This is a genomic window from Pontibacter sp. FD36 (assembly GCF_015686655.1).
Taxonomy (GTDB): Bacteria; Bacteroidota; Bacteroidia; order Cytophagales; family Hymenobacteraceae; genus Pontibacter.
Genome location: NZ_JADPMP010000008.1, coordinates 20118 through 45071 on the forward strand (window position 1 = coordinate 20118; position 24954 = coordinate 45071).

Consider the following 24954-nt stretch of genomic DNA (forward strand, 5'->3'; position numbering starts at 1 on the left):
TTAAGTTTTAGGTACTATCGCTTTATAGATCACATCGTGTATACGGGTGCGGATGTTGTATTTCACGAGTTTAGAATTGCCCGCGTCCGGGTATACCCTGTTAGACAGGAAGATGTAGATCAGTTGGTTTTCCGGGTCTACCCAAGCGCCTGTACCAGTGAAACCCGTGTGGCCAAAAGTAGCTTTTGAAGCCAGGTTCGAAGTAGGTCCATTGCCATCCGGGTCAGGTTTGTCCCAGCCCAAACCGCGACGGCTGTTGCTGAACTGGCGCTTAGAGAACTCTGTTACCACCGGAGTGCTATAGAATTTGTGCCCGCCGTAGTTACCGTTCTGCAGGTTCATTTGCATCAGCACGGCTAAATCGTTAGCGTTGGAGAAAAGACCTGCGTGGCCACCCACACCGCCCATCATGGCTGCTCCCTGGTCATGCACCGTTCCCCAGATCAGGTTCTTTCGGAAGTAATTGTCATCCTCCGTCGGTACAATCACATCGCGTGAGTGCTTCAGTAGCGGGTTATAGGTCATGGTACTCAAACCAAGCGGACCATAGAAGTTCTGATCCATGAACTCGTTCAGCGGCTGGTTCAGCATGCGCTCCGACATCCGCTTGAGGATGTAGAACCCAAGGTCGCTGTACTGGTAGTCGTACGTCTTGGCAGCCTTTGGCTTCACCAGCAGCGGCGAACGCACTGTCCAGGCCCACAGCGAATCTTCCATCGATTTGATGGAGTAGATACCTGGCACCACTTCGTTCGGGAACACATCATTCTGAGCGCTGGCGTAGAAGGTTTGGTTCAGTTGCAGCTTGTCCAGCGTTTTCTGCCAGTGCGGTATACCTGCCCGTAATCCTGACTGGTGGGCCAGCACATCGCGAATCACCAGGTTAGCCTTGTTGGTGCCTTTCAGCTCCGGCAGGTAAGTCGATACTTTCTCGTCCAGGTTGATCTTACCCTGGTCTTTGAGGAACATTACGGCCTGCAGCGTCGCCGCCACTTTGGTGATGGAGGCGATGTCGTATACTGTGGTGTTAGTCACCGGCTTTTTCTTGTCGTAGGTATAGTGGCCGTATGATTTGTTGAAGATGACTGTACCATTCTTCACTACCAGCACCTGTGCACCCGGCGTTGCGGCATAGGCAATAGCTTCGGTGGCAATGTTGTCGATCTGTGCCAGGGTCTTGGAGTCCATTCCTACACTCTCAGGCGTGCCGTACTTCAGGCGACCGATGGCAGGAGTTGCTACACCAGTACCCGCTTTCAGCGTAGCAGAAGCCGTTACAGGTAATTTGCCTTTGGCGGCGCGGGCACCAAACAGCACCTGCGGCACCAGCGACTGCGAGGTCGGGTTGTCTTCGTAACCGGCTACCAGCCACTCACTCTGGTCAAAGAACTTGAGGCTGTAGGCATTGCCGAACACAGCTACCACGACTTTCTTATTGGTACTCTTCTGCAGGTACTGCACAAAAGCACGCGTGCCCAAACCAATTCCAAAATCCTTGAAAGGCGTATTGTTCATGCCGTGCACACTTACTACCACCACATCATGGTCCTGCAACTTAGGTATAAGCTTAGTGAAGGCGGAGTCCGGTGCAAAGCGGTCTTTGATGTTAAACTTGGTCACGGGAGCGTAATTGCCCAATGTCTGCTGGAACACACTGTTCGGACCCGTACCGATGGCCACCGATGCAATGCTCAGCGTATCCAGGTTGCGGAAAGGAATCAGGTTGGCCTTGTTGCGGGCTACCGTTACAGCATGCTCATACAGCTGCTCCTGCACCACATTGCTCAGCGGACGATCCACATCCTGCTGTAGGTTCGTCAGCGATACCGGCTTGTAGTTGTTCAGACCAGCCCAGTATTTAGCGTGCAGGATCTTGCGTACACGCTGGTCAATATCTTCCTGTTTAATTTGCTTGGATGCGATGGCTTCATTGATCTTTCGGACAGCGGTTGGCACATCTTCCGGGAATAACAGCACGTCATTACCAGCCATCAAAGCCTTCAAATCGACTTCGCCGGGCTTGTAGAAGCTACTCACGCCTTTCATGTTCAGGGCATCGGTAAATACCAGACCCTTGTATTTCATTTTCTCTTTCAGAATGCCCGTTACGATCGGCTTGGAGAGCGTAGCCGCCTGATTTTTAGTGGAGTCGATCTTCGGCATGTGCAGGTGCGCCACCATCACGCCCATCACGCCAGCCTCAAACGACTTGTGGAAAGGGTATAGCTCCACTTCCGAAAGGCGCTTCATGTCATGATTAACAACGGGGAGGGTCAGGTGAGAGTCGGTGTCGGTGTCGCCGTGGCCGGGGAAGTGCTTGGCAACGGCAATTACGCCATGGTCCTGCAGACCTTTGATGTAAGCTACACCGCGACGGGCCACTTCCTCTTTGGTCTCGCCGAAAGAACGGTTACCGATCACCGGGTTGGCAGGGTTTACGTTCACGTCCAGCACAGGCGAAAAGCTCACGTGCACGCCCATACGCTTCATCTTGAGCGCAATCTCGCGGCCCATCAGGTATATGTACTTGTCGTCGTTGAGCGCGCCCAGCGTCATTTGCTTGGCAAAGTGCATGCTGCTGTCAAGGCGCATGTTCAGACCCCACTCAGCGTCCAGGGCGATCAAGGCAGGTACTTTTGCCTTGCTTTGGAAGCGGTTGGTCAATTGTGCCTGCCGTACCGGACCACCCTGCATGAACATAATGCCACCCACATTATAGCGAGCTACCAGGGTGTCGATCTGGCGGAAGTGCTTTTCGTCTTTGTTGGAGTAGGCGGCCACCATAAACAGCTGGCCGATACGCTGATTCGGAGTCATGGATGTGAAGACACTGTCTACCCAACTTTGCTCCTTTGAAGCCACAATAATGTTGTCTGACGGTGTCAGTGACATAAGCGGTCCCATTCCGAGAAAGATAAGTATAAGTAATCCTAAGCTAAAACTCTTCAACATCCTGTACTGGTATTATTATATTGGAACAAGTCGAAATTAAGCCTATTTTTGCAGAAGGCGGTTCAAAAAACGAGAAAAATTATTTCCAGTCTTTCTGCCCCTGACAGGCGGTATAGCGGATGGCCTTTGTAGGTGTTAACGCCTCGAGAGCCACAAGCCATACGTCGGTCTCTTGTTAAAATCAGAATCCAGACTCTTTTCTAATTTTCGACCCATTTCGCAACTGGTCTGTAAATTAGTAATAAAATTTGTTCTGAATAAGTTCTGTTTTGACAAAATAGTATATTCAAAAATCCGACCGTTTTTATTAAAAACGCAAGATTTTGCCTGGAAGATACCCTAAATTGAATTAGAAATAGCGGATGTCCGATATTATACACTTATTGCCCGATTACCTAGCTAACCAGATAGCCGCTGGTGAAGTGGTGCAGCGGCCTTCATCGGTGGTTAAAGAACTGCTGGAGAACGCCATTGACGCCCGTGCCACAAGCGTGCAACTGATCGTGAAGGAAGCAGGCAAGCAGCTGGTGCAGGTAGTGGACAACGGTATCGGCATGTCGGAAACCGACGCCCGCATGTGCTTCGAGCGACACGCCACTTCCAAGATTAAATCCACTGAAGACCTCTTCCGGATCCGAACGATGGGCTTCCGGGGTGAGGCCATGGCCTCGATCGGGGCGGTGGCGCAGGTAGAGCTCAAAACCAAGCCGCACGGCGCCGAAACAGGTACCCGCTTGCTGGTGGAAGGCTCGACGGTGGCCTCACAGGAACCAGCTGCGGTATCAGCCGGAACATCCATTGCCGTCAAGAATCTTTTCTATAACGTACCCGCCCGTCGCAATTTTCTGAAAACGAATGCGGTGGAAATGCGGCATATACTCGATGAGTTTCAACGAGTGGCCCTGGCTTACCCGGAAGTAGCCTTTACACTGCACCACAACGATGTTGAGATTTTCAGTCTGCCGGCCGGAAAGCTGAGTCAGCGCATTGTAGGCGTGTTTGGTAACAACTACAAAGAGCAAATGGCCAGCTGCGAAGAAGAAACTCCCTTTATGAGCGTGCGTGGCTACATCGGCAAGCCGGAGTTTGCCAAGAAAACCCGTGGTGAGCAATTCTTCTTCGTGAACAACCGTTTCATCAAGAGCGGTTACCTCAACCATGCTGTGATGACGGCCTACGAAGGGCTATTGCCGAAAGACAGCCATCCGTTCTATGTGCTCTTCATAGACATTGAGCCGGAGCGCATCGACATAAATGTACACCCGACCAAAACTGAGATCAAGTTCGAAGACGAGAAAACGGTATATGCTATAGTGCATGCCGCTGTGAAGAAATCGCTGGGGACGCACAATATTGCCCCTTCGCTCGATTTCCAGAGTGACGTGAACTTTGCGCCGCTGCAGCCGATCCGGATGCCACATGGGGGAGAGGGTTTTGAGAAAGAAGGCACGTTTCCGGGCTTTAAAGTGCCGGCCTCACCTAAAAAGGCAAGCGTTAATGGCTGGGAGCAGCTCTATGAACCACTGCGCGATTCAAAAATTGCACAAGAGGAGGAGCGAATTACGTCGCCATCCGGTATGGGGTTGCTGGATGATACTTTTGCCGCGCCCATGACTACCTCTAGCAAAACATTGCAGGTACATCACAAGTACTTGTTGGTGCAGGTAAAGTCTGGTGTGATGATCATTGACCAACAGGCGGCACAGGAGCGGATTCTATACGAAAAGTACATGGCCTCACTGCAGAAGAAGATGGTGACCTCACAGGCGCTTCTTTTTCCGCAGACAATCGAGCTGTCACCGGCTGATGCAGCACTGGTAAAGGAGCTACGGGCTGAGTTTCAGGAGCTGGGCTTCCAGTTCGAGGACTTCGGTGGCAACACCATTATCCTGAACGCCATACCTGCCGATGTGCAGGCGGCCAACGAAAAAGAGCTACTCGAAGAGCTGATTGAGCAGTACAAAAACAATCTGGCTACGCTCAAGTTGGATAAGCGGGAGAACCTGGCCCGGGCCATGGCCAAACGACTGGCCTCCAAACTGCAGCCACGCATGTCAGACCTTGAGATGAACTCACTCGTAGACAAGCTGTTTGGCTGCGAAGTGCCCAACTACACCCCCGGCGGACAGAAGACGCTGGTCATCATGGAGCTCGGTCAGCTGCATGAGCTTTTCCTGAAGGGGTAGGTTTTGAATTGTTAAATGGTTGATTGTTAAATTGTTGTTTTCGTCTTGAGGTCTTGGAAAGCTCAGGTACAGCCAACAGCATAGCAGCCAGCACGATAAACGAGAAGATAAGATGTTCAATATAACCCCCATGGTCAGGAATCTCCTGATCATCAACGTGGTCGTATTTATACTGCAGGCAAATGGTGTGTTCGACTACCGACAGTTTGCGCTGCACCATTTTGCCTCTGATTATTTTCAGCCGGTTCAGATTTTCACTCACATGTTCCTGCATGGCGGCTGGGCACACTTGTTCAGCAACATGTTCAGCTTGTTCATATTCGGGCCCTTATTGGAGCGTTTCTGGGGATCACAGCGCTTCCTGGCCTTTTACCTGATCACAGGTCTGGGAGCCAGCATGCTCTACTCCGGTGTTCGGGCGTACGAATTGAATACGATTGAAACCGAGGCAGTACAATACATCGAAAACCCGACACCAACAGGCTTTTACAACTTCATGGAGTCTCACTACTCAGGTGGTTATGAGAAGCGATTTGCTATTGAGTACCAGCGCAATCCAGATAATGAAGGGTATATCGCAGAAAGTAAGAAAGCTGTGCGTGCCGTCTTCAATCAAACTTTTAACATGCCTATGCTGGGAGCATCAGGTGCAGTGTTTGGAATATTGATGGCGTTTGGGATGCTATTCCCAAACCTGGAGCTTTTCCTGCTCTTTCTGCCCATACCTATAAAAGCCAAATATTTTGTGCTCCTGTATGGGGGCTACGAGCTGTATGCGGGCTTTAACCGTATACCCGGCGACAATGTGGCGCACTTTGCGCACCTCGGTGGTATGTTGTTTGCGTATATTCTTATAAAAATGTGGCAACGCAACGATTATCAGGATACGTAATAGTAAAAACAATAAGTATAAGATAGTAAGGCACAAAAGCCTTCCCGCTCTTTTCAGCTAACAGGTATAATGAGTATTATCCAAGACATAAAAGACTCTTTCCGGCAGCCGAACAACACCCTGAAGCAGCTTATCCTCATCAACGTCATTGTTTTTGTGGTGCTGATCACGCTCCGGACGGTGTTGTTCCTGACCAGTAGCAGCTGGGCTTACAGTGGCTTGATGCGTTTTATCGCACTGCCCTCTGACCCGCTCGTTTTCATCACCCGCCCCTGGACGATCATTTCATATTTCTTTACGCACGAAGGTTTCCTGCACATCATCTTCAACATGCTCAACCTTTACTGGTTCGGCCAATTGATCAGGGAGTACCTCGGTGAAAAGAAACTGCTGAGTCTCTACATACTCGGGGGTATAGCCGGTGGTTTGCTCTACATTCTGAGCTACAACCTGATCCCATACTTTGCCGATCGCGCTGCCTATGCTGTTATGATCGGTGCCTCAGCGAGTGTGCTGGCGGTGGTTGTGGCAGCTGCCACACTCATTCCAAACTATACCTTCAACCTGATCATCATTGGGCCAGTGCGCATCAAGTACATCGCAGCCTTTCTGGTGATCCTCTCTATTTCCGGAGCGATTGGCGACAATGCCGGTGGTAACATCGCCCACTTGGGTGGCGCCCTGTTTGGCTGGCTTTTCATTAAGCAGTTGCAGCGTGGACGAGACATGGGACGCCCCTTGCATAGCACCATGGATTTCTTTACCGGTCTGTTTAAGCGCCGACCAAAACTGAAAGTAACGCACCGGCAGAAAGCGACTGTGGGGAATAATGGAGCCCGTAACAATTCCGGTTACCACACTGGTTATGCCGGCAAGCCAAGCCAGATGGAGATCGACCTGATCCTGGATAAGATTTCGGTTTCGGGTTACGAGAGCCTTTCGAAAGAAGAGAAGCAGAAGCTGTTTCAGGCTAGTCAGAAAGATTGATTATCGCACAAAATATACAACCAAAAGCGCCGCTCCTTTGCAGAAGCGGCGCTTTTCGTATCAATAAGCAGGTATAGCGATTAAGCTTTGGCGGCGTTGATGTTGTCAAGCGCGTCCATTACTTCTTTCACGTGACCGCGTGACGTTTCCAGCAATTGCTTCTCGTCGTCGTTCAGTTGCAGTTCGATGATCTTCTCGATACCGTTCTTGCCCAGGATTACCGGAACGCCCAGGTATACGCCATCAATGCCGTACTCACCTTCGAGCTTCACGCAAACAGGGAACACACGGCGCTGGTCGCGCACGATTGCCTCCACCATCTGAGCAGCCGCTGAACCTGGCGCATACCAGGCAGAGGTACCCATCAGCTTAACCAGTTCACCACCACCGTTCTTGGTGCGGTCAACAATAGCGTTCAAAGTTTCTTCGTCGATCAACTCAGTTACCGGGATACCACCAACTGTTGTGTAACGTGGAAGTGGAACCATCGTGTCGCCGTGACCACCCATCAGCACAGCCTGGATGTCTTTTGGAGATACGTTCAGGGCCTCAGCCAGGAATGCACGGTAACGGGCAGTGTCCAGGATACCAGCCATACCCATAACGCGGGTGCGTGGCAGTTTGGAAGTGATGTGCGCTGCGTAAGTCATCACGTCAAGTGGGTTAGAAACCACGATGATGATGGCGTCAGGCGAGTGCTTCACGATGTTCTCAGTTACCGACTGCACGATACCGGCGTTGGTAGAGATAAGGTCATCGCGCGTCATACCTGGCTTGCGCGGCAGACCAGATGTGATCACTACCACGTCAGAACCAGCAGTCTTGCTGTAATCGTTGGTTACGCCAACAGTGCGCGTGTCGTACAGGTTGATGGGGGCTTTCTGCCAGATATCAAGCGCTTTGCCCTCAGCAAAACCTTCTTTAATATCCACTAAAACTACTTCGTTCGCGATTTCGCGGTAAGCCAATACATCGGCGCACGTTGCACCCACGTTACCAGCTCCAACTACGGTTACTTTCATTGTAGGATATACTTTAATTATGGTTTGAGATTCGGTTTACTTCCGTAAAATTAGAAAAATCTATTATTAAAAGCGTGTTTAGTAGCAAGTATCACGGCACACATGGCACGATTTTTCATATTCAAGGCTTCAGACAAAAATAAAGTGACTGTCTTCCTGAAACAGAGACCTGCTAAGAGGCGCCTCACTCTAAACGTCTACACCAAAATTCTGCTACTTGATACGTGCTATGATGTACGTCTCAAAGAAATTTCCAGCACTTGTTCCGTCTTCTCTGTCACCTTAAAGCGGTTGTCAAGTCGTTGGCCGGCTATCCAGACGATAGACTGGTCAGATACCAATACCAGCGTTTTTGCTTTAAGGTTGGCCGGAATCTTCTTATCAATCAGAAAATCACTGATTTTTTTCTTGCCGTTCATACCCAGCGGCACAAACCAGTCGCCTTCCTGCCAAGGTCGCAGTTTCAGCGGGAATTTAAGCAGGCCCGCATCCAGGGCAGCCACATGCGGTTTGGTGTTGAGCTTGTATGCACTAGCCGGTACGTAGCGTAGGCTTAGTTGCACGTGCGCCTCGTCCACTTCGGTCTGACCTTCTTGTATAGTCACACTCCCAAAGCGGCCCAGGTTACGCGGGGTGATCACAAGCTGGTCGCGGTCTTTCACCAGGGTATGGCTAGGCGAGTCGAACTGTTTGCCGGATAGACCTTCCAGCGCTTCTACCAGCTCCAGCACCACAGTATAGCTGAAGTTGAAGGGGCGCAACAATTCGTGCAGCACCACCGGCAGGCCTGTCGCGTTCTGCAGCGGTACCAGCGACAGGTATACGGCGTTGTCGGCTTCTTTTATACTTTGCTGGCGCAGGTTGTCGATGTATGCGTGTACGATGGCTTCGGCCTGGCTCACCCGCTCGGCTGTGTGCTGCATGGTTTCCTCGAGGTTCGGGTTGATTTCCTTTAGCACCGGAATTACCTCATGCCTGATTTTGTTGCGCTGGTACTTGGTCGTCTCGTTCGAGGTGTCTTCGCGCCAGATCAGCCGTTGCTCCGTTACGAAATCGAAGATATCGTCTTTGGTAACGGTAAGCATTGGTCGGATGATGTGGCCGTTTTTGGCTGGTATACCATGCAGGCCGGCTATACCTGTGCCCTTGGTCAGGTGGAGCAATATGGTCTCTGTCAGGTCGTTGCTATGGTGGGCCGTGGCGATGTAGTCGTAACCTTCCTGTTGCCGTACCTGTTCAAACCAGGTATAGCGCAGGGTGCGGGCTGCCATCTGGATCGAAAGTTTCTCCTGCGCGGCGAAGGCGCGGGTGTCGAAATTTTCGGTAAAGAAGGGCACGTCGTACTTTTTGGCCAGCTTTTTGGCAAAGAGTTGGTCGGCCTCAGCGTCTTCGGCACGCAGTCCGAAGTTGCAGTGCGCAATGGCAAAGGTATACTTGAGCTGGTGTAGTACTTCGCAAAGCACGATGGAGTCGATGCCGCTGCTGACAGCCGCCAGTATTTTGCTGTCGGGCTCGCAAAGGTTGTGTGATTGTATGAAACCGGAAACTTTCTGTAGCATAAGGCAGCGGCTGGTATATTTTTTATAATTTTGAAGTTAAGAACAGGCAAAGGCCGCAGGTATAAGAAACGTTGAAACGAGACGTCACACCTGGTAGGTCATTGTCTTTTGTCCATAAAGCATGAACATCACAAAATTAGTTTATTCTATTCTGTTTACGCTATTGTCGCTGACAGTTTTGGCGCAGGAGCAACAGCAGCAGAAACCACCGGTGACTGTGCGGCAGGCTACGCAGCAGGTAAAGCCGCCACAGCCGCCCAAAATTGTGCCGCAGCAACAGCCACCGCAGCCACGCATGAATCAGCCACAGCAGGCCCCTGCACAGCCCCGCATGAACCAGCAGCAGGAGCCTGCGCGTCCGGGTCAGACGCCGGCCCAGCAAGGTCCTCAACAGCAGGATCGTGTGCAACTGGAGAGTGCTGATGACCTGATTGGTACTACGATCAATGGGAGACGCGTGAATAAGCTGATTGGGAATGTGATCTTTAAGCAAAAAGAGACGTTTCTGTATGCCGACTCCGTGTACCAATACCGTGACAGTGAGATACTGGAGGCATTCGGCAATGTGCGCATCAACCAGGCAGATACTGTTACCATGACCGGTACCAAGGCCATCTACGACGGTGCAAAACGCACTGCCAGAATGAGCGGTGGTGTGACCATGCAGGATCCGCGTATGACACTGACCACGCCTACGCTTGATTATAACCTGGAAAACCGCACGGCAGTCTATACCGAGGGCGGAACCATTGTAGACCCCGAAAACCGCCTGCAGAGCCAGCGAGGTACTTACGACACCAATACCAAAGTCTTTACCTTTCAGCAGAATGTGAAAGTGTTCTCAGCCGACTACGAGATCACGGCGCAGAACATGCGCTACAACACAGAGAGCAAGGTGGTGTACTTCCAGGGACCAACCTTCATCAAAGGTCAGAATGGCGATTTATACGCAGAGCAGGGTACTTATAATACTATTACCAAGGTATCCCGTTTCGGACGTAATGCCTACATCGTAACGCCGGAATACCGTTTGGGGGGAGATGATCTGTATTATGACGAAGCCCGCGGCTATGGGGAGGCGAAGGTAAACATGACCATGCGCTCGCTCAAAGACGACGTGACCATACGTGGCCAGGTGGGCCGCTACTGGCGCGATCAGGGGGTAGCCAAGGTATGGGGCAGTCCGGTGATGGAATCGATCATGGACGGCGATACCTTGTACATGGCTGCTGACTCGCTCATTTCAAGGGAGGCCAAGGCAGACGGACAGCCAAGTATGCTGTTTGCTTTCAATAACGTCAAGATCTTCAAATCAGACCTGCAGGGCACCTGCGACTCACTGAGCTACAACCGTACCGACTCGCTGATGTACATGCACCGCAACCCGACACTGTGGAGCGAGCAGAGCCAGATCGTGGGCGATACCATCCGCATCCACATGCGAAACAAGACCATCGATAAGATGTACATTTTCAGCAACTCCTTTATTACTTCTGAAGACTCACTCCAGAATTATAACCAGGTGAAGGGCCGTAACATGGTGGCGCACTTCCGGGACGGGCGTATGCGACGTGTAAATGTAAACGGCAATGGCGAGAGTATTTATTTTGCGTTGGAAGGTGATTCGGTGCTAACGGGTATGAACCGGGCTGTGTGTAGCGACATGGTTTTGAACTTTGCGGAAAATAAACTGAAATCTATTTCGTTTCTTGTAAATCCGGACGCAAAGTTCATACCGCCGCACGAGTTGCAGGCTAGTGACCGGAGGCTTGAAGGATTTGCCTGGCTCGAAGAACTCAGACCAGATAAAAAAGAGGTACTGGCTCCGCGCGAACCGGTGAAAGCGCCGGATGTGCCTACTAAAGCTGCTGTTCCTGCCAAAGGCAAAGCAGTTGGCAACAAGTCAGGCCAGACGCCAGCTAAAAAGCCTGCTGCAGGAGCTGCCAAGCAGTCGCCGGCCCGCAAGTAAACACGCTATATTCACGCTTGTAAATCACAGGGATATTGTATAATTTTGCCCGTTCATGAACAGAGGAATCCTGCATACCGTCGTAATGTTGTGCCTGTTGGTATTTGCAACCAGCTGCAGCAACTTTCAAAAGCTGTTAAAAAGCAACGACGTTGATCTGAAATACAAAGCCGCACTCGAGTACTACGAGAAAGGGGACTACTACCGTGCAAACCAACTGCTCGAGCAGGTGATGCCGTTGATGACAGGTAGAGAAGAGGCTGAGAGAGCCCGTTTCTACTACGCCAACACACATTACCAGCAGCGGGAGTACATGCTGAGTGCCTTCCAGTTCCGCACCTTCTACGAAACCTACCCGCGTAGTGAGATGGCAGAGGAGGCCATGTTCCTGCAGGCTAAGTCACTTTACAACGACTCACCGGACTTCGAGCAGGATCAGACCAGCACCATCACGGCTATGGAGTCGATCCAGGAATTCCTGGTACGCTACCCAAGCAGCCAGTTCTCCGCCGAGGCCAATAAGATGTTCGATGATCTGAGCGCCAAGCTGGATCTGAAAGCTTTTGAAAGTGCCCGCTTGTATTACAAGCTGCGCTATTACAAGTCTGCAGTGGTGGCATTTACGAACTTTTTGCGCGAGAACCCGTCTTCGCCCTATAGTGAGCAGGCAGCTTACCTGAGAGTGGATGCACAATACCGCTTTGCGCTGGAAAGCGTGCCGGACAAGCAGCAGGAACGTTTCATGGAAGCTATTGATTTTTACCAGGCCTTCATCGACCAGTATCCCGACAGCAATTACCTGCGTAGTGCTGAGCAAGTATTCGCCAACGCGCAATCGGAGCTCGAGAAATTAAAGAAAAACAACCCAAGCAATTCATAAAGCAAGTATATATGGCAATCGTTCCATCATCAATCGTTACCCGTAACATGGCCGACTTTGCAGAGCAGACCGGCAATGTGTACAAGTCTGTTTCGGTTATCTCTAAAAGAGCCAACCAAATCTCTGTGAAGCTGAAAGAAGAGTTGAACTCTAAGCTGGCCGAGTTTGCCACCACAGTGGACAACTTGGAGGAGGTATTTGAGAACCGTGAGCAGATCGAAATTTCTAAATACTACGAGCGCCTGCCAAAGCCTACCAGCCTTGCTATTGAGGAGTTCCTGGAAGGTAAAGTATACGTGCGCACACCAGACGAAGAGACTGACGAAATATCGCTGTAAGGCGCATGCTCCGGAATCGGAAAATAGTATTGGGGGTTTGCGGAAGTATCGCTGCGTATAAGGCAGCCATGCTGGTTCGCTTACTCGTGAAAGCAGAAGCAGAAGTGCAGGTCATCCTGACCACTTCTGCTTCTGCCTTTATAACCCCGCTCACATTAGCTACCCTCTCCAAGCGGCCTGTGCTCACTGAGTTTGTGCTCAACGAGCAGGGTGTGTGGAATAACCACGTGGAACTGGGCCTTTGGGCCGATGCCATGGTGGTAGCACCTGCCAGTGCCAACACGGTAGCCAAGTTTGCCAACGGCTTTTGCGATAACCTGCTTTCCGCTACCTACCTGTCGGCACGCTGCCCGGTGTTTGTAGCCCCGGCCATGGACCTGGATATGTACCAGCACCCAGCCGTGCAGGCTAACTTTACGAAGCTGCGCGGCTATGGCAACTTCATCATTGAGGCCGGGTATGGCGAACTGGCCAGTGGACTGGTGGGACAGGGGCGTATGGCAGAGCCAGAGGAAATTATTCGCGTACTAGAAAATCACTTCACAGGCATTGGAAAAACTGTTTAAGGACAAAACCGTCGTCCTGACTGCCGGCCCGACATACGAACCAATTGATCCGGTGCGTTTTATAGGCAACCACTCAACAGGTAAAATGGGCTATGCATTAGCTGAGTGCTTTGCCAGCCGCGGTGCTCAGGTGCAGCTGGTGGCGGGGCCAACCAACCTGCAGGCGCAGCATGATGCCATCACGGTTATACCTGTCACGACTGCCGATGAAATGTATGCGGCAGTTAAGCAGCAGGCTCCTGCGGCTGATATCTGGGTATTTGCCGCTGCCGTAGCCGATTACAAACCCAAGGTCGTAGCTGACCGCAAAATAAAAAAAGCCGGTGCCGAACTGACGATTGAACTCGTCAAGAACGTTGACATTGCAGCGGCGCTCGGCAAAGAAAAGCGGCAGGATCAGTTTGCCGTGGGATTCGCCCTGGAGACGGATAACGAAGACAGCAATGCCCGCGAGAAGCTTCAGAAGAAGAACCTGAACATGATTGTGCTGAACTCCCTCAATGATCCGGGCGCTGGTTTTAAGCACGATACAAATAAAATCACTATTATTGAGAAAGATACGACCACGGCTTTTGAGTTGAAGCACAAAAGCGAAGTGGCACAGGATATCGTGAACCTGATTTGGGAGAGACTCTATGCTTAAGCGACTGTTTGTTTTGCTGTGTGTGATGGGAGTAGCCTTGGGAGCCCGTGCTCAGGAGCTGCAGTGCGATGTAGTGGTCAACAGCGAACAGGTAGCTTTTGCTAACCGGCAACTGTTCACCGAAATGCAAAACCGCATTTTTGAGTTTATGAACAACCGCCGCTGGACTAATCAGTCTTACAGAGTAGATGAGCGCATCAAGTGCCGCATGCTGATCAACCTGACCGAGATGCCGGAGGTAGGTACTTTCCGCGCCAATGTGCAGATCGTATCTGTGCGTCCTGCCTATGGCACTGGCTACGAATCTACGCTTTTCTCGTTCATTGACCGCGACTGGCTTTTCCAGTTTAATGAGGCCCAACCGCTCGACTTTGCCGAAAACAATTTTACCGGCAATCTGTCTGCCATGCTGGCTTACTATGCCTATATGATCATCGGGATGGACAATGACAGCTTTGCCAAGCTGGGTGGCTCGCCCTCTTTTGACCGGGCTCGTGGCATTTTGAACCTGGCTGCTTCACAGAACTCTATCTTCCCGGGCTGGCGTCCGTTTGAAGGGAACCGCAACCGCTACTGGATGATCGATAACCTGCAAGATCCGGTGTTTATACCTTTCCGCGAAGGAATCTACGCCATGCACCGCCAAGGGATGGACCTGATGGTACAGGACCCGGAGAAGGCTCGTAAGACTACGCTCGAAGTGCTACGAAACATTCAGAAAATATCGCAGCAGAAGCCCGGTGCGGCTCTGATCCGCTCTTTCTTTGAAGCCAAGTCAGATGAGCTGGTAAATATTTTCAAGACGGCCGCTCCGGCTGATAAGCAGGCTGCCTATACCTTGCTCACGCAGGTGGATCCTACTAACAATACCAAATACGAAGTGCTGCTCCAGCGCTAAGCCTTTTCCAAATTTCACAGAAAGCGCGTATCTTCACGGGACGGAGGACCATACCTGCGCAAACACCTATGGGCAAACGCCAAATCAGAATCTATCGAAACCAATTGGCCGATCACCTGCCCGATCTTCTACAACAGCAGACGGTGCAAGTGGTGTTAAGAAACCGTGTGGTCGTACAGGGGGTACTGCAGCATGTGTCAGTCCAAGAGCTGGAGTTGTTGGACGGTCGCAGGCACAAACATACCATACCTGTGCCTGAGGTAGAAGAAGTGATTTACGACATCGAAGCACCTTATTAAAATACACCCGAATTATCGAACTAAGTCCGGGTATTAAATCTTATACCTTGTGACTAGCATCTTGCATCCTTATATATGCTGATTGATCTTAAAATAAAAAACTACGCACTGATAGAGCAGTTGGAAATGAATCCATCGCCGGTGCTCAATATTATAACAGGCGAAACCGGTGCCGGTAAGTCCATTATGCTGGGCGCGATAGGCTTGCTGCTCGGTAACCGCGCCGACTCTAAATTGCTCTTCAACCAGGAGCAGAAGTGCGTAATCGAGGGGGTGTTTGATATCTCGCAGTATAACCTCAAAGAGGTGTTTGTAGCTGAAGACCTGGACTTTGACGAGCACTGCATCCTACGTCGCGAAATTAGCCCGAGCGGAAAATCCCGTGCCTTTGTGAACGACACGCCAGTAACGCTTGATGTGCTGCGCAAGATAGGGGAGAACCTGATGGACATCCACTCGCAGCACGACACACTGCAATTAGGCGATACGAGCTTTCAACTCAACATCCTCGACATTTATGCCGGTAACACATCGCTGGACATCTATGCTGGCAACCTGTCGTACCTGAAAGACTACAACGAGACGTACCGCAAGTATAAGAAGCTCGAAAGCGATTATAAGAAACTGACCGACCAACTGGCACAGGCGCAAAAGGAGCTGGACTACAATACTTTCCTGCTCAACGAACTGGAAGAGATCAACCTGCAGGAGGACGAGCAGGAGCAGCTGGAGACAGAGCTGAAGGAGTTGGAGAATGCCGAAGACATCAAGCTGAAGCTGACACAGGCTGTGCAGTACCTGACGGAGTCGGAGTTTAATATCACCTCTGCCCTGAAAGACACGGTGCAGCTGATCGGTCAATTGGCGGCTTTCTCACCAAAGTATGATGAGCTACGCACTCGTACCGAGAGCTGTATGATCGAGCTCAATGACGTGGCAGGCGAACTCGAAGATGCTGAGCGCCGCACCGAAGCCGATCCGGCCCGTACCACGGAGGTGCAGGAGCGACTCAACACCATCTATACCTTGCAGCGTAAGCACCAGGTACAGACCATTGCGGAACTGCTCGAGATACAGCGTGAACTGGAAGGCAAAGTAGGCAGCGTATTGAACCTCGACAATGCCCTTTCCACCACCGAGAAAGCCATGAAAGATGCGGAGAAGGAAATGCTGGAGAAAGCTGCCGTGCTTTCAGAGCGCCGCAAGGCTTCGTTTGGGCAGTTTGAGCAAGAACTCTATACCTTGCTGGCCGAACTAGGTATGCCAAACGCCCGCATCGTCATTCAGCACAAAGCCGCCATACCAACCGCCACCGGTACCGACGAGATCAGCATTCTTTTCAGTGCCAACAAAGGAGCGCAGCCGCAGTCATTGGTAAAAGCCGCCTCAGGTGGTGAATTCTCCCGACTGATGCTCAGCATCAAGTACATGCTGGCCGACAAGACGGCTTTGCCAACAATCGTATTTGACGAAATTGATACAGGTATATCTGGTGAGGTAGCCGTGAAAGTGGGCAGGATGATGCAGCAGATGGCGCAGAAGCACCAGATCATTGCCATTTCGCACTTGCCGCAAATAGCGGCGCAGGGTAACTCCCATTACTTCGTGTACAAGCACGATACCGAGGACCGTACGATCAGCCGTGTGAAAAAACTGAGTGACAAAGAGCGTGTAGATGAAATAGCGCACATGATAGCAGGTGCCAACCCAAGTGCAAGCGCTTACAAGAGTGCCAAAGAGTTGCTTTCGCTGTAAAATACACTCAATAGCGCTCCTATCCTCAGGCCCGCATACCTAAAAAGGAGAGGTGGCTAATGGAGAAACGGGCTTGTGTGAATGATGGCCGATCTTAACTTGAGTTATACCTAGTTATTGCTATATTGCTGCCTGATTTCCGCTGGCTATACCTGGCTGGTAGAAATCCTAAAAATGTGAAACATTAACCTGACAAATACATGTCTTACAATCTGCTTAAAGGAAAGAAAGGAATCATTTTCGGAGCGCTTGACGAGAAGTCGATCGCCTGGAAAGTTGCGATGCGTGCCAAAGAAGAGGGCGCTGAGTTCGTGTTGACCAACGCACCACTGGCTATGCGTATGGGTGAGATCAACAAACTGGCTGAAGCCTGCAACGCACAGGTTATACCTGCTGATGCCACTTCTGTAGAGGATCTTGAAAACCTTTTCACCAAAGCGCAGGAAATCCTGGGCGGCAAGATTGACTTTGTGCTGCACTCTATCGGCATGAGCCCAAACATCCGCAAAGGCAAGTCTTACGGTGACCTGAACTACGACTGGTTCCTGAAGACGCTGGATATTTCGGCGCTTTCTTTCCACAAAGTAATGCATGTGGCAGAGAAGCAGAACGCCATGAACGAGTGGGGCTCTATTGTAGCGCTTTCGTATATCGCGGCGCAGCGCGTATTCCCTGACTACACAGACATGTCGCAGGCAAAGGCCGTGCTCGAGTCGATTGCCCGTAACTATGGCTACCGCCTGGGTAAATTGAACAAAGTACGAGTGAACACAGTATCGCAGTCGCCAACTAAAACAACTGCAGGTACGGGTGTAGGTGGCTTCGATGCCTTCTATGACTATGCTGACAAGATGTCGCCACTAGGTAACGCCTCAGCCGAGTCATGCGCTGACTACTGCATCAGCCTGTTCTCAGACCTGACCCGTATGGTGACCATGCAGAACCTGATGCACGATGGCGGCTTCTCTACCATGGGCATCTCTGAAGATGTGGTGGAGATGATCAATAAGCAGTCTTAATTTTTAATTTGAAGATCTGGAGATGTGAAGATTTAAGATGGATCTGACATGCTCTGAAATATGAAAAGCCCCTGGTGCTAAGTGCGCCAGGGGCTTTTTTGATATACATTTCTGAAGAATCTGAAGAGTTAATTTATATCGTCATGCGGCAGGGTTATACTTGTGGAGCACTTAAGGCGCGCCGTCGCCACACCTCGACATTACGCTTCCTCGCGATTCACTTTGGTGAAGTCAAAGGCAGGTACGCACACCGACCAGTACTCAGTCTCCTCATCGTAAGGATTGGAGTAACGAATGCGGGCACCCGCTTTGATCAGGATGGACTCGCCAGCTTCCACTACCACTTCCTCCCCGTCAATCTCAATCAGCTTGCGGCCGCGCAGCACAATTGTGATCTCGTCGAACTCCGGCGTCTGATGCGGCTCCCCCCAGTGTGGCGGGGCTACCATGTGCGCGACGCTGAAAGCGCTGGTATGGGTAGAGGCTTTGCCGAAATGCTCTTCTATCAGCTTGCCATCGGTGGTAGGTACCCGGAAAGGCTTGGTTTGTTTGAAGTATTTTTTCTCAGACATAGGCTGGTAGGTATAGCTTAGGATTTGTCAGGGCACTCGCCTTTGGTATAAGAAGTCACGCCGGCACGATCAGCCTCACAGGCATTGCCGTAGGTTTTGCCGTCGCAGCCGCATACGGGGTCATACTGCATGGTGCACATCTGGTCAGGGTTGATCTTGGATTGGTCAATGCAAGGAATCTCGCTGTTTTTGCAGGAGTAAAGGGTTCCCATAGCCAGGAAGGCTAATGCCAGGGCTGTCTTTTTCATAAGGTTTTATTTTAATGTTGTTTTATACGTGCTACTGAATAGAAAGAGGATAGAAACGCCGGTACGCAAAAATAAGGGCTTGCAAACTAAGTATGCAGCAACCCGTATGTATTGGAACGTAAATTAAACGAGATACAGGTATAAGGACCATGCTTTCTATTTTGAAGGAGCTACGCCTTATCAAATAAACAGCACCTGAAAATGATAAACAACATGAACGACGAAAAAGGAAAAATTCTGCTGGCCACACTAGCCGGTATTGGAGCCGGTGTAGTAGCCGGTGTACTACTTGCCCCAAACAATGGTCTGGACACGCGCGATAGCCTGAAAAAAACGCTCACCAAAGTAAGCGATGATGTGGAGCGCACTGTCAAGAACTTTATGGATAAGCTAGAACGCAACAAGGTGACTGACGATGGAAGCAGCCTGATAATGCGCGGATCCTGGGATGATGTGAAGGGACAGTTGAAGAAGAACTACGCTGACCTGACCGATGATGACCTGACCTATGTAGAAGGGCAGGAAGACGAATTATTTGGACGTTTGCAGCAGAAGCTTGGCAAAACCAAAAATGAGATCATGAAGGTGATCAGAGACTTGTAAGAGAATACGAAGCATAATTTAAAGCTCAGCAAAATGTTTTGCTGAGCTTTTTTTCGTTATTTAGATGCACTACAACACAAAACTGTAGTATAGTTATAACTTAATACATAGCTTCGTCGTTATTAGGGCAATAGCTAATATTAAAGAAACCAAATCCAACAATTTATAATAAACAGAACTATGAAAGATAATAGCGGAAAGATCATGCTTGCACTGTTGGCAGGCGCTAGCGCTGGTGTAATTGCAGGCTTATTGATGGCTCCAGACACAGGTGAGCACACCAGAACCGGTATCAAGAAGTGGGCTAACAAACTGAGCAAAGATCTTGAGAAGAACCTGCAGACTGGCCTTGATGAAATCAAAAACATGAGCAACGAAGCCATAAGCAAAATGGGCAACGCTAACAAAGAAGGTGGTAACACTGGTGGCAGTTCGTCCTCATCAACGGGCTCAACCGGTTCAACTGGCTCTACTACTGGTACATCTGGCAGCACAAATGCTGGTGGCTCTACCGTAACAAACGTATAGCCCGGGCATAGCCCATTCAAAATGTATACTCGAACTTAGCTTGTTCCTGGGGCACGTGTGCCCGCTGAGGTGGAAACAAGCTTTGTGAGGGCGAAAGGCCTGTTCCATACCGGAACAGGCCTTTGTTTTTGTATGTTACTGATTTGAACAGCGCTAACCTTAGGACTTTACTCCCGTTATTATTTTAGAGAGTATAATATTTCGCGCAATCGAATTCACAATAAAATCAAAGCAAACTATGAGAACGAAAATGGATTACAGCAGCCTGGGAGAGGCAAAGAGTACATACAGCAACAACCCAAGATCATCGTCTACCTATAGTCATGTGGGTAGGGAAACGAGCGGAAATGTAACGCACTCCTCTGTGCGGGAGCCGAAGCACCAGCCGAATATGCAGCAACGTACAGCGTATAGCAGCGGCAGTCGCAGGTCATCGTCATCCAGCTCGCATGAAGAGAGCAGCGGGACCTTGGGGGTCGCCATGGGCTTGCTCGCCGGCGCCAGCGTAGGAGTGCTGGCAGGTATACTCATGGCACCCGACAGTGGCCGCATTACCCGTCGCCGCCTGTCAGACTCCGCCGCATGGGTAGGCCGCGGCATCAACGAGAAGTTAGGTGCTGGTAAGACCAAAATTGACTCCTGGGTCGGAAAAGAAGAAAGCCTGAAAGATGCCACGGACAAAATAAAGGATAGAATCTCAGGCGAGGAAAAGCTATAGGAAGAAAATAAGCATAAAACAGAAATGGCCCGCTAAGGTATAGCGGGCCATTTCTGTTTTATAGAAAATTAAACCTTATTCTTCTCTTCTCTCCGGCTTCATCTGTGGGAAGAAGAGCACGTCCTGAATAGAGTTAGAGTTTGTCATGATCATGGTCAGGCGATCTATACCTACACCCAAGCCAGCGGTTGGCGGCATACCGTACTCCAAAGCACGCAGGAAGTCTTCGTCCAGGGCCATGGCCTCCACATCACCGCGTTTTGCCAGTTCCAGCTGCTCTTCGAAACGGGCACGTTGGTCAACCGGGTCGTTCAGTTCTGAGAAAGCATTACAGATCTCTTTGCCATTACAGATCGCCTCGAAACGCTCTACCAGACCTGGCTTGTCGCGATGCTTCTTGGCCAGTGGGCTCATCTCTACCGGGTAATCTGTGATGAACGTTGGCTGTATCAGGTTAGGCTCTGCCGTTTCACCGAATATCTCATCAATGATCTTGGCCTTGCCCATGGTTGGGTCTACATGGATGCCCAGTTGCTGTGCCGCCTGGCGAAGCTCCGGCTCTTCCATGTTCGAGATATCAATCTTGGTGAAGTGCTCAATGGCTTCGTACATGGTATAGCGCTTCCAAGGGCGGGCAAAGTTGATAAGGTTCTCGCCAACCTGTACTTCTGTTTTACCGTGCAGAGCAAGGGCTACTTTTTCTACCATCTCCTCTACCAGGTCCATCATCCAATTGTAGTCCTTGTAGGTAACGTACAGCTCCATCACCGTAAACTCCGGGTTGTGGAAACGGCTCATACCTTCGTTACGGAAGTCTTTGGCAAATTCAAACACGCCATCGAAACCACCCACGATGAGGCGCTTCAGGTATAGCTCGTTGGCAATGCGCAGGTATAGCGTCATGTCCAGTGTGTTGTGGTGCGTCTTGAACGGACGGGCTGCTGCGCCACCATGTATAGGCTGCAGAATAGGGGTTTCTACTTCGAGGTAACCTTTCTCTGCTAAGAAGTTACGCATAGTGCTTACCAGCTGCGTACGCTTCTTAAAAGTCTCGCGCACATCTGGATTCACGATCAGGTCTACGTAACGCTGACGGTAACGCAATTCTGGATCAGTGAAGCCATCGTGCACGATCTCGTTGCCGTTCTCGTCGATCTCACGCTTCACGATCGGCAGCGGACGAAGGGACTTGGTCAGCACCTTCAGCTCCGTTACGTGCACTGAGATCTCACCCACCTGCGTCACAAAAGCATAACCTTTGATGCCGATGAAGTCACCGATGTCGAGCATTTTCTTGAACACGGTGTTGTACATATCCTTGTTCTCACCAGGTGCGATGTCATCACGCGACACATAGATCTGGATACGGCCCGTGCTGTCCATCAGCTCAGCAAACGAGGCTTTGCCCATCACGCGGCGGCTCATCAAACGACCAGCCAGGGTTACTTCCTGGTAGTTGTTCTTCTCCTTATCGAAATTCTCCTTTATCTCTTTGGCCGTGGCCGTCACTTCAAATGTTTCGGATGGATATGGGTTGATGCCCATTTTCTCCAGTTCTTCGCGCTCGTGGCGTCTGCGTAGTTCCTGTTCGCTGAGTTGCATGCGATTTTAGTACTAAATGTGACTATTATATATAAACTGCAAAATTGCTAAATAATCGGCAGCTTTTAAAAGGTTAATTACTGATTGTTAAAGGTTAGTTACCAAAGACAGCTCAATCCTGTGTATCCTTCTGAACGCTGAAAATCCTGATAAAAAAGCCCCGGCAAGCAAAACTTGCCGGGGCTCCCATATATGTAGTAGAACAAGTCGGACTTACGCAGCTGTGCGGAGTTGCTGCTCGTCGTCCTGTAAAAGCGGTTTTACTTTGTCCTGCAGCCTGGCTGCCACAAAGGAGTTTTGCAGATAGGCTGGCAGTTCCTGCACAAAGGCCTCATACTGCTGCAGACTCATGGCCTGCGCCACATAGCATTCGTGTATGCCATTGAGGTAGCTCACTATCTCAAGCAGCGACTCGTGGAACAGCCTGAAATCGATCTCGGCCTGCACGAAACGTTCGATCTCGCGGTGTGAGTTGGAGATGCGGAGTCTGGCCAGCAGGTCAAACAGTGTGGTATAACCCATGCGCCAGGTCAGTTGCTGCCAATGCTGCGGACCGAATTTCTGAAGCACTTCGCCCGTGCGATTGCTGCGAATAGCCGTTGCTGCATTGCCCTGTACCTGTTGTCGCACAGCTTTGGCCTTCATGCGGCGGGTTGTGCGCAGAAACTGACCGATCTGCGACTGCGCTTCGAGCTCTTTGCCGGCAATCTGCAAGCCCGGCTTGTAGTGTGCCAGTGGCAAACGGTTGATGCGGAAGTCATCGTAGTGCCCGGATGCGTAGAAGCTCATCGCCTGCGGATAGGCATTCTTCACGATCAGGCGACCTGCTTCGCGCATTACCAGGGTCTCGTTGCTGGTCTTGATCTGACGGGTATGCAGGAATGCCTGCAAGCTCGCAAACACGGTATAGTAAGCTTGCGGGAAAGTCCAGTGCAGGGCATTTCGGATATAGCTCTCGTCACCCAACTCTGCCGTGGCACGCAAAGCATACTCTGTATTCCAGCTGTTCAGCAAAAGCTTTTTGACTGCTTCCACATCTTCTTCGGCGAGCTCGGCAGGTACTTCTCTAAAGAAAGCCAACTGCTGTAGACCCATACCTTCGTAGTGGTTCAGGTGGTAATTGATCGCAAAAAAGTAATTCAGAAACACCTGCGCCGGAATAGATTTATACCATTCCTTGTCGAGCTGTTTCTGCTCTTCCGGATACATGGATATGATGTTTTCTTCTTCTTTCTCTTTCATGTATTTACAACATTTCTGGCCTGCTAACAGTTGCAATTTTTAGCTATAAATTCAAGGTTTTTGTGAATTTAATTCATTGATTATCAGTAACTTATTTAGGTGGTGTAAAAAAGTTTTCCGTCGCTTAATAAGTTGCTGTAAAAGCCTCATTTTCAGGTGCAAAATGGCTTAAAGTAAGCCTTTTAAATTCAAGGATTTGTGAGAGATCACAGCAATAACCCGGAGCTCAAAATAAGAGTACAAGAGGGGGACCAAATCTTTGTACCATGGAGCTATCTTATATCCTGAACGAATTGGGGGAAGACCGGGAATTGTATTACAATGCAGTGGCGCCACCCATCCTGCAGACAAGCAATTTTGCCAGCAAAACGGTTGATGATATGCGGCGCATGCTCCTGAATGAGGCAGAGTCTTACCTCTATACCCGCGGCAACAACCCCACTGTGACCATGTTCGAGAAAAAGATGGCGGCACTGGAAGGAGCGGAGCATGCCATTGCGTTTGGGAGTGGTATAGCAGCCGTTTCAGCGGCGGTGCTCTCCCAACTCAAGGCAGGTGACCATGTGGTGTGTATCGAGAAACCCTATGGCTGGACCAACGTGTTGATGAACCGCTTCCTGCCACGGTTTGGGGTAGAGGTAACCATGGTGGATGGCACAGACACAGAGAACTACCGAAAAGCCATGCGTCCCAACACGAGGCTGCTGTATCTGGAAAGTCCCAACTCCTTCACCTTTGAACAGCAGGATATAGCTGCCGTCGCAGCACTTGCCAAAGCACATGCATGTAGTACCATCATTGATAATAGCTTTGCCTCGCCGCTCAATCAAAATCCGCTGCTGATGGGTGTGGATCTGGTCGTACACTCCTGCACCAAGTACATCGGAGGTCACTCCGACACAATGGGTGGTGTGATCTGTGGCAGTCGTGATCTGATCAACAAGATATTTGAGCGGGAATTTATGACGCTGGGAGCCATACTTTCGCCGCACGATGCCTGGCTGCTCCTGCGCGGGCTGCGGACGCTTCCTGTGCGTATGGAGCGGGTCGCCGAAACTACTCGAAAAGTGATAGCCTGGATCGAAAAGCAGGAGCAGGTAGAAAAGATCTATTATCCTTTCCACCCTTCGAATCCGCAGTATGAGTTGGCCAAAAAGCAGTTGCGCAATAACACAGGCCAGTTTACAATTGCGCTTAAAACAAATGATATTGGTAAGGTAGAAAACTTCTGCAACAGCTTGCAGCACTTCCTCATGGCTGCTTCCTGGGGCGGACACGAGTCCCTGATTTATCCGGCAGCGGCTTATTATGATAAAAGCTCGAATTACAAAGGCAAGCTCGACTTTAACCTAGTGCGTTTTTATATCGGGCTAGAAGATGCGGACTATTTGATTAAGGATATAGAGCAGGCGCTGAAACAACTGTAGTGACTCAATATTTCATAGAACTATATAGGGATGTGCCATTATTTATAAC

Annotated in this window: 23 protein-coding genes; 16 read left to right on the top strand and 7 right to left on the bottom strand. The window is 50.4% G+C overall.

Going from position 1 to position 24954, the window contains the following annotated elements; translation table 11 throughout:
• On the bottom strand, nt 1-2892 hold the full coding sequence (locus I0P70_RS12130; RefSeq protein ID WP_230392154.1) for a glycoside hydrolase family 3 N-terminal domain-containing protein: 2892 nt from the start codon (nt 2890-2892) through the stop codon (nt 1-3).
• 422 nt (nt 2893-3314) lie between these two features.
• Here I0P70_RS12130 and mutL point away from each other — a divergent pair, with 422 nt between their 5' ends.
• The 3 genes from mutL to I0P70_RS12145 all read left to right on the top strand — a co-directional run bounded on the left by mutL (nt 3315) and on the right by I0P70_RS12145 (nt 7017).
• Nucleotides 3315-5138 (top strand): DNA mismatch repair endonuclease MutL, encoded by a 1824-nt coding sequence (gene mutL / locus I0P70_RS12135; protein WP_196118173.1) that lies wholly within the window; start codon nt 3315-3317, stop codon nt 5136-5138.
• A gap of 130 nt (nt 5139-5268) precedes the next feature.
• Nucleotides 5269-6030 (top strand): rhomboid family intramembrane serine protease, encoded by a 762-nt coding sequence (locus tag I0P70_RS12140; RefSeq protein ID WP_230392155.1) that lies wholly within the window; start codon nt 5269-5271, stop codon nt 6028-6030.
• A gap of 69 nt (nt 6031-6099) precedes the next feature.
• Nucleotides 6100-7017 carry a rhomboid family intramembrane serine protease gene (locus I0P70_RS12145; RefSeq protein ID WP_196118177.1) on the top strand — a complete coding sequence of 306 codons (918 nt, stop codon included), beginning with the start codon at nt 6100-6102 and terminating at the stop codon, nt 7015-7017.
• 80 nt (nt 7018-7097) lie between these two features.
• Here I0P70_RS12145 and mdh read toward each other — a convergent pair whose 3' ends face one another.
• Nucleotides 7098-8039 carry a malate dehydrogenase gene (gene mdh, locus I0P70_RS12150; RefSeq protein WP_196118179.1) on the bottom strand — a complete coding sequence of 314 codons (942 nt, stop codon included), beginning with the start codon at nt 8037-8039 and terminating at the stop codon, nt 7098-7100.
• A 227-nt stretch (nt 8040-8266) separates the two neighbouring features.
• Nucleotides 8267-9598 (bottom strand): tRNA lysidine(34) synthetase TilS, encoded by a 1332-nt coding sequence (gene tilS / locus I0P70_RS12155; protein ID WP_196118188.1) that lies wholly within the window; start codon nt 9596-9598, stop codon nt 8267-8269.
• A 121-nt stretch (nt 9599-9719) separates the two neighbouring features.
• On the opposite strand from tilS, the gene I0P70_RS12160 reads away from it, so the two are divergent.
• The 9 genes from I0P70_RS12160 to I0P70_RS12195 all read left to right on the top strand — a co-directional run bounded on the left by I0P70_RS12160 (nt 9720) and on the right by I0P70_RS12195 (nt 17965).
• Nucleotides 9720-11567, top strand: a complete 1848-nt coding sequence (locus I0P70_RS12160; RefSeq protein WP_196118190.1) for an OstA-like protein — start codon at nt 9720-9722, stop codon at nt 11565-11567.
• A gap of 55 nt (nt 11568-11622) precedes the next feature.
• The gene (locus tag I0P70_RS12165; RefSeq protein ID WP_230392156.1) at nt 11623-12447 is read left to right on the top strand and encodes an outer membrane protein assembly factor BamD; all 825 of its coding nucleotides are present in this window, start codon (nt 11623-11625) and stop codon (nt 12445-12447) included.
• 11 nt (nt 12448-12458) lie between these two features.
• A complete protein-coding gene (locus I0P70_RS12170; protein WP_007653213.1) occupies nt 12459-12785 on the top strand; it encodes a DNA-directed RNA polymerase subunit omega in 327 nt (108 codons plus the stop codon).
• Nucleotides 12786-12853: 68 nt separating this feature from the next.
• Nucleotides 12854-13351, top strand: coding sequence for a flavoprotein (locus I0P70_RS21365; protein WP_230392157.1), 498 nt, complete (start codon nt 12854-12856; stop codon nt 13349-13351).
• Nucleotides 13335-13994: a bifunctional phosphopantothenoylcysteine decarboxylase/phosphopantothenate--cysteine ligase CoaBC gene (coaBC, locus tag I0P70_RS21370; protein WP_230392158.1), complete on the top strand. Its 660-nt coding sequence runs from the start codon at nt 13335-13337 to the stop codon at nt 13992-13994. The genes I0P70_RS21365 and coaBC overlap by 17 nt, the downstream gene beginning before the upstream one ends.
• Complete coding sequence (locus tag I0P70_RS12180; RefSeq protein WP_196118192.1) at nt 13987-14892, top strand: DUF4835 family protein; 906 nt, start codon at nt 13987-13989, stop codon at nt 14890-14892. Before coaBC ends, I0P70_RS12180 begins: the two co-directional genes overlap by 8 nt.
• Before the next feature lie 68 nt (nt 14893-14960).
• Nucleotides 14961-15191: a hypothetical protein gene (locus I0P70_RS12185; protein ID WP_007653225.1), complete on the top strand. Its 231-nt coding sequence runs from the start codon at nt 14961-14963 to the stop codon at nt 15189-15191.
• A 75-nt stretch (nt 15192-15266) separates the two neighbouring features.
• Nucleotides 15267-16946 carry a DNA repair protein RecN gene (gene recN, locus I0P70_RS12190; RefSeq protein WP_196118193.1) on the top strand — a complete coding sequence of 560 codons (1680 nt, stop codon included), beginning with the start codon at nt 15267-15269 and terminating at the stop codon, nt 16944-16946.
• A 200-nt stretch (nt 16947-17146) separates the two neighbouring features.
• Nucleotides 17147-17965: an enoyl-ACP reductase gene (locus I0P70_RS12195; protein ID WP_196118195.1), complete on the top strand. Its 819-nt coding sequence runs from the start codon at nt 17147-17149 to the stop codon at nt 17963-17965.
• Between the two features lie 200 nt (nt 17966-18165).
• On the opposite strand, the gene I0P70_RS12200 is transcribed toward I0P70_RS12195, so the two are convergent.
• Nucleotides 18166-18537: a cupin domain-containing protein gene (locus I0P70_RS12200; protein ID WP_196118197.1), complete on the bottom strand. Its 372-nt coding sequence runs from the start codon at nt 18535-18537 to the stop codon at nt 18166-18168.
• A gap of 17 nt (nt 18538-18554) precedes the next feature.
• The gene (locus tag I0P70_RS12205) at nt 18555-18785 is read right to left on the bottom strand and encodes a Kazal-type serine protease inhibitor (RefSeq protein WP_196118200.1); all 231 of its coding nucleotides are present in this window, start codon (nt 18783-18785) and stop codon (nt 18555-18557) included.
• A 213-nt stretch (nt 18786-18998) separates the two neighbouring features.
• On the opposite strand from I0P70_RS12205, the gene I0P70_RS12210 reads away from it, so the two are divergent.
• From I0P70_RS12210 to I0P70_RS12220, 3 genes are all read left to right on the top strand, one after another.
• The gene (locus tag I0P70_RS12210) at nt 18999-19388 is read left to right on the top strand and encodes a CsbD family protein (protein ID WP_230392159.1); all 390 of its coding nucleotides are present in this window, start codon (nt 18999-19001) and stop codon (nt 19386-19388) included.
• A 180-nt stretch (nt 19389-19568) separates the two neighbouring features.
• Entirely contained in the window at nt 19569-19916 is a 348-nt protein-coding gene (locus I0P70_RS12215) for a YtxH domain-containing protein (RefSeq protein ID WP_196118202.1), read from the top strand.
• Between the two features lie 238 nt (nt 19917-20154).
• The gene (locus I0P70_RS12220) at nt 20155-20634 is read left to right on the top strand and encodes a YtxH domain-containing protein (RefSeq protein ID WP_196118204.1); all 480 of its coding nucleotides are present in this window, start codon (nt 20155-20157) and stop codon (nt 20632-20634) included.
• Between the two features lie 75 nt (nt 20635-20709).
• On the opposite strand, the gene lysS is transcribed toward I0P70_RS12220, so the two are convergent.
• Both lysS and I0P70_RS12230 read right to left on the bottom strand, forming a co-directional pair.
• A complete protein-coding gene (lysS, locus tag I0P70_RS12225) occupies nt 20710-22236 on the bottom strand; it encodes a lysine--tRNA ligase (RefSeq protein ID WP_196118206.1) in 1527 nt (508 codons plus the stop codon).
• A 213-nt stretch (nt 22237-22449) separates the two neighbouring features.
• Nucleotides 22450-23478, bottom strand: a complete 1029-nt coding sequence (locus tag I0P70_RS12230; RefSeq protein WP_196118208.1) for a hypothetical protein — start codon at nt 23476-23478, stop codon at nt 22450-22452.
• 266 nt (nt 23479-23744) lie between these two features.
• Here I0P70_RS12230 and I0P70_RS12235 point away from each other — a divergent pair, with 266 nt between their 5' ends.
• Nucleotides 23745-24905 (top strand): aminotransferase class I/II-fold pyridoxal phosphate-dependent enzyme, encoded by a 1161-nt coding sequence (locus tag I0P70_RS12235; protein ID WP_196118210.1) that lies wholly within the window; start codon nt 23745-23747, stop codon nt 24903-24905.
• Nucleotides 24906-24954: the final 49 nt, after the last annotated feature.

Coding starts and splice junctions, on each gene's coding strand:
- I0P70_RS12180 (WP_196118192.1), top strand. CDS start 13,987: ATGCTTAAGCGACTGTTTGTTTTGCTGTGTGTGATGGGAGTAGCCTTG.
- I0P70_RS12165 (WP_230392156.1), top strand. CDS start 11,623: ATGAACAGAGGAATCCTGCATACCGTCGTAATGTTGTGCCTGTTGGTA.
- mdh (WP_196118179.1), bottom strand. CDS start 8,039: ATGAAAGTAACCGTAGTTGGAGCTGGTAACGTGGGTGCAACGTGCGCC.
- mutL (WP_196118173.1), top strand. CDS start 3,315: ATGTCCGATATTATACACTTATTGCCCGATTACCTAGCTAACCAGATA.
- I0P70_RS12130 (WP_230392154.1), bottom strand. CDS start 2,892: ATGTCACTGACACCGTCAGACAACATTATTGTGGCTTCAAAGGAGCAA.
- I0P70_RS12205 (WP_196118200.1), bottom strand. CDS start 18,785: ATGAAAAAGACAGCCCTGGCATTAGCCTTCCTGGCTATGGGAACCCTT.
- I0P70_RS12195 (WP_196118195.1), top strand. CDS start 17,147: ATGTCTTACAATCTGCTTAAAGGAAAGAAAGGAATCATTTTCGGAGCG.
- I0P70_RS12210 (WP_230392159.1), top strand. CDS start 18,999: ATGAACGACGAAAAAGGAAAAATTCTGCTGGCCACACTAGCCGGTATT.
- I0P70_RS12215 (WP_196118202.1), top strand. CDS start 19,569: ATGAAAGATAATAGCGGAAAGATCATGCTTGCACTGTTGGCAGGCGCT.
- I0P70_RS12145 (WP_196118177.1), top strand. CDS start 6,100: ATGAGTATTATCCAAGACATAAAAGACTCTTTCCGGCAGCCGAACAAC.
- tilS (WP_196118188.1), bottom strand. CDS start 9,598: ATGCTACAGAAAGTTTCCGGTTTCATACAATCACACAACCTTTGCGAG.
- I0P70_RS21365 (WP_230392157.1), top strand. CDS start 12,854: ATGCTGGTTCGCTTACTCGTGAAAGCAGAAGCAGAAGTGCAGGTCATC.
- I0P70_RS12230 (WP_196118208.1), bottom strand. CDS start 23,478: ATGAAAGAGAAAGAAGAAGAAAACATCATATCCATGTATCCGGAAGAG.
- recN (WP_196118193.1), top strand. CDS start 15,267: ATGCTGATTGATCTTAAAATAAAAAACTACGCACTGATAGAGCAGTTG.
- I0P70_RS12220 (WP_196118204.1), top strand. CDS start 20,155: ATGAGAACGAAAATGGATTACAGCAGCCTGGGAGAGGCAAAGAGTACA.
- I0P70_RS12140 (WP_230392155.1), top strand. CDS start 5,269: ATGGTCAGGAATCTCCTGATCATCAACGTGGTCGTATTTATACTGCAG.
- I0P70_RS12185 (WP_007653225.1), top strand. CDS start 14,961: ATGGGCAAACGCCAAATCAGAATCTATCGAAACCAATTGGCCGATCAC.
- I0P70_RS12200 (WP_196118197.1), bottom strand. CDS start 18,537: ATGTCTGAGAAAAAATACTTCAAACAAACCAAGCCTTTCCGGGTACCT.
- I0P70_RS12160 (WP_196118190.1), top strand. CDS start 9,720: ATGAACATCACAAAATTAGTTTATTCTATTCTGTTTACGCTATTGTCG.
- I0P70_RS12170 (WP_007653213.1), top strand. CDS start 12,459: ATGGCAATCGTTCCATCATCAATCGTTACCCGTAACATGGCCGACTTT.
- lysS (WP_196118206.1), bottom strand. CDS start 22,236: ATGCAACTCAGCGAACAGGAACTACGCAGACGCCACGAGCGCGAAGAA.
- I0P70_RS12235 (WP_196118210.1), top strand. CDS start 23,745: ATGGAGCTATCTTATATCCTGAACGAATTGGGGGAAGACCGGGAATTG.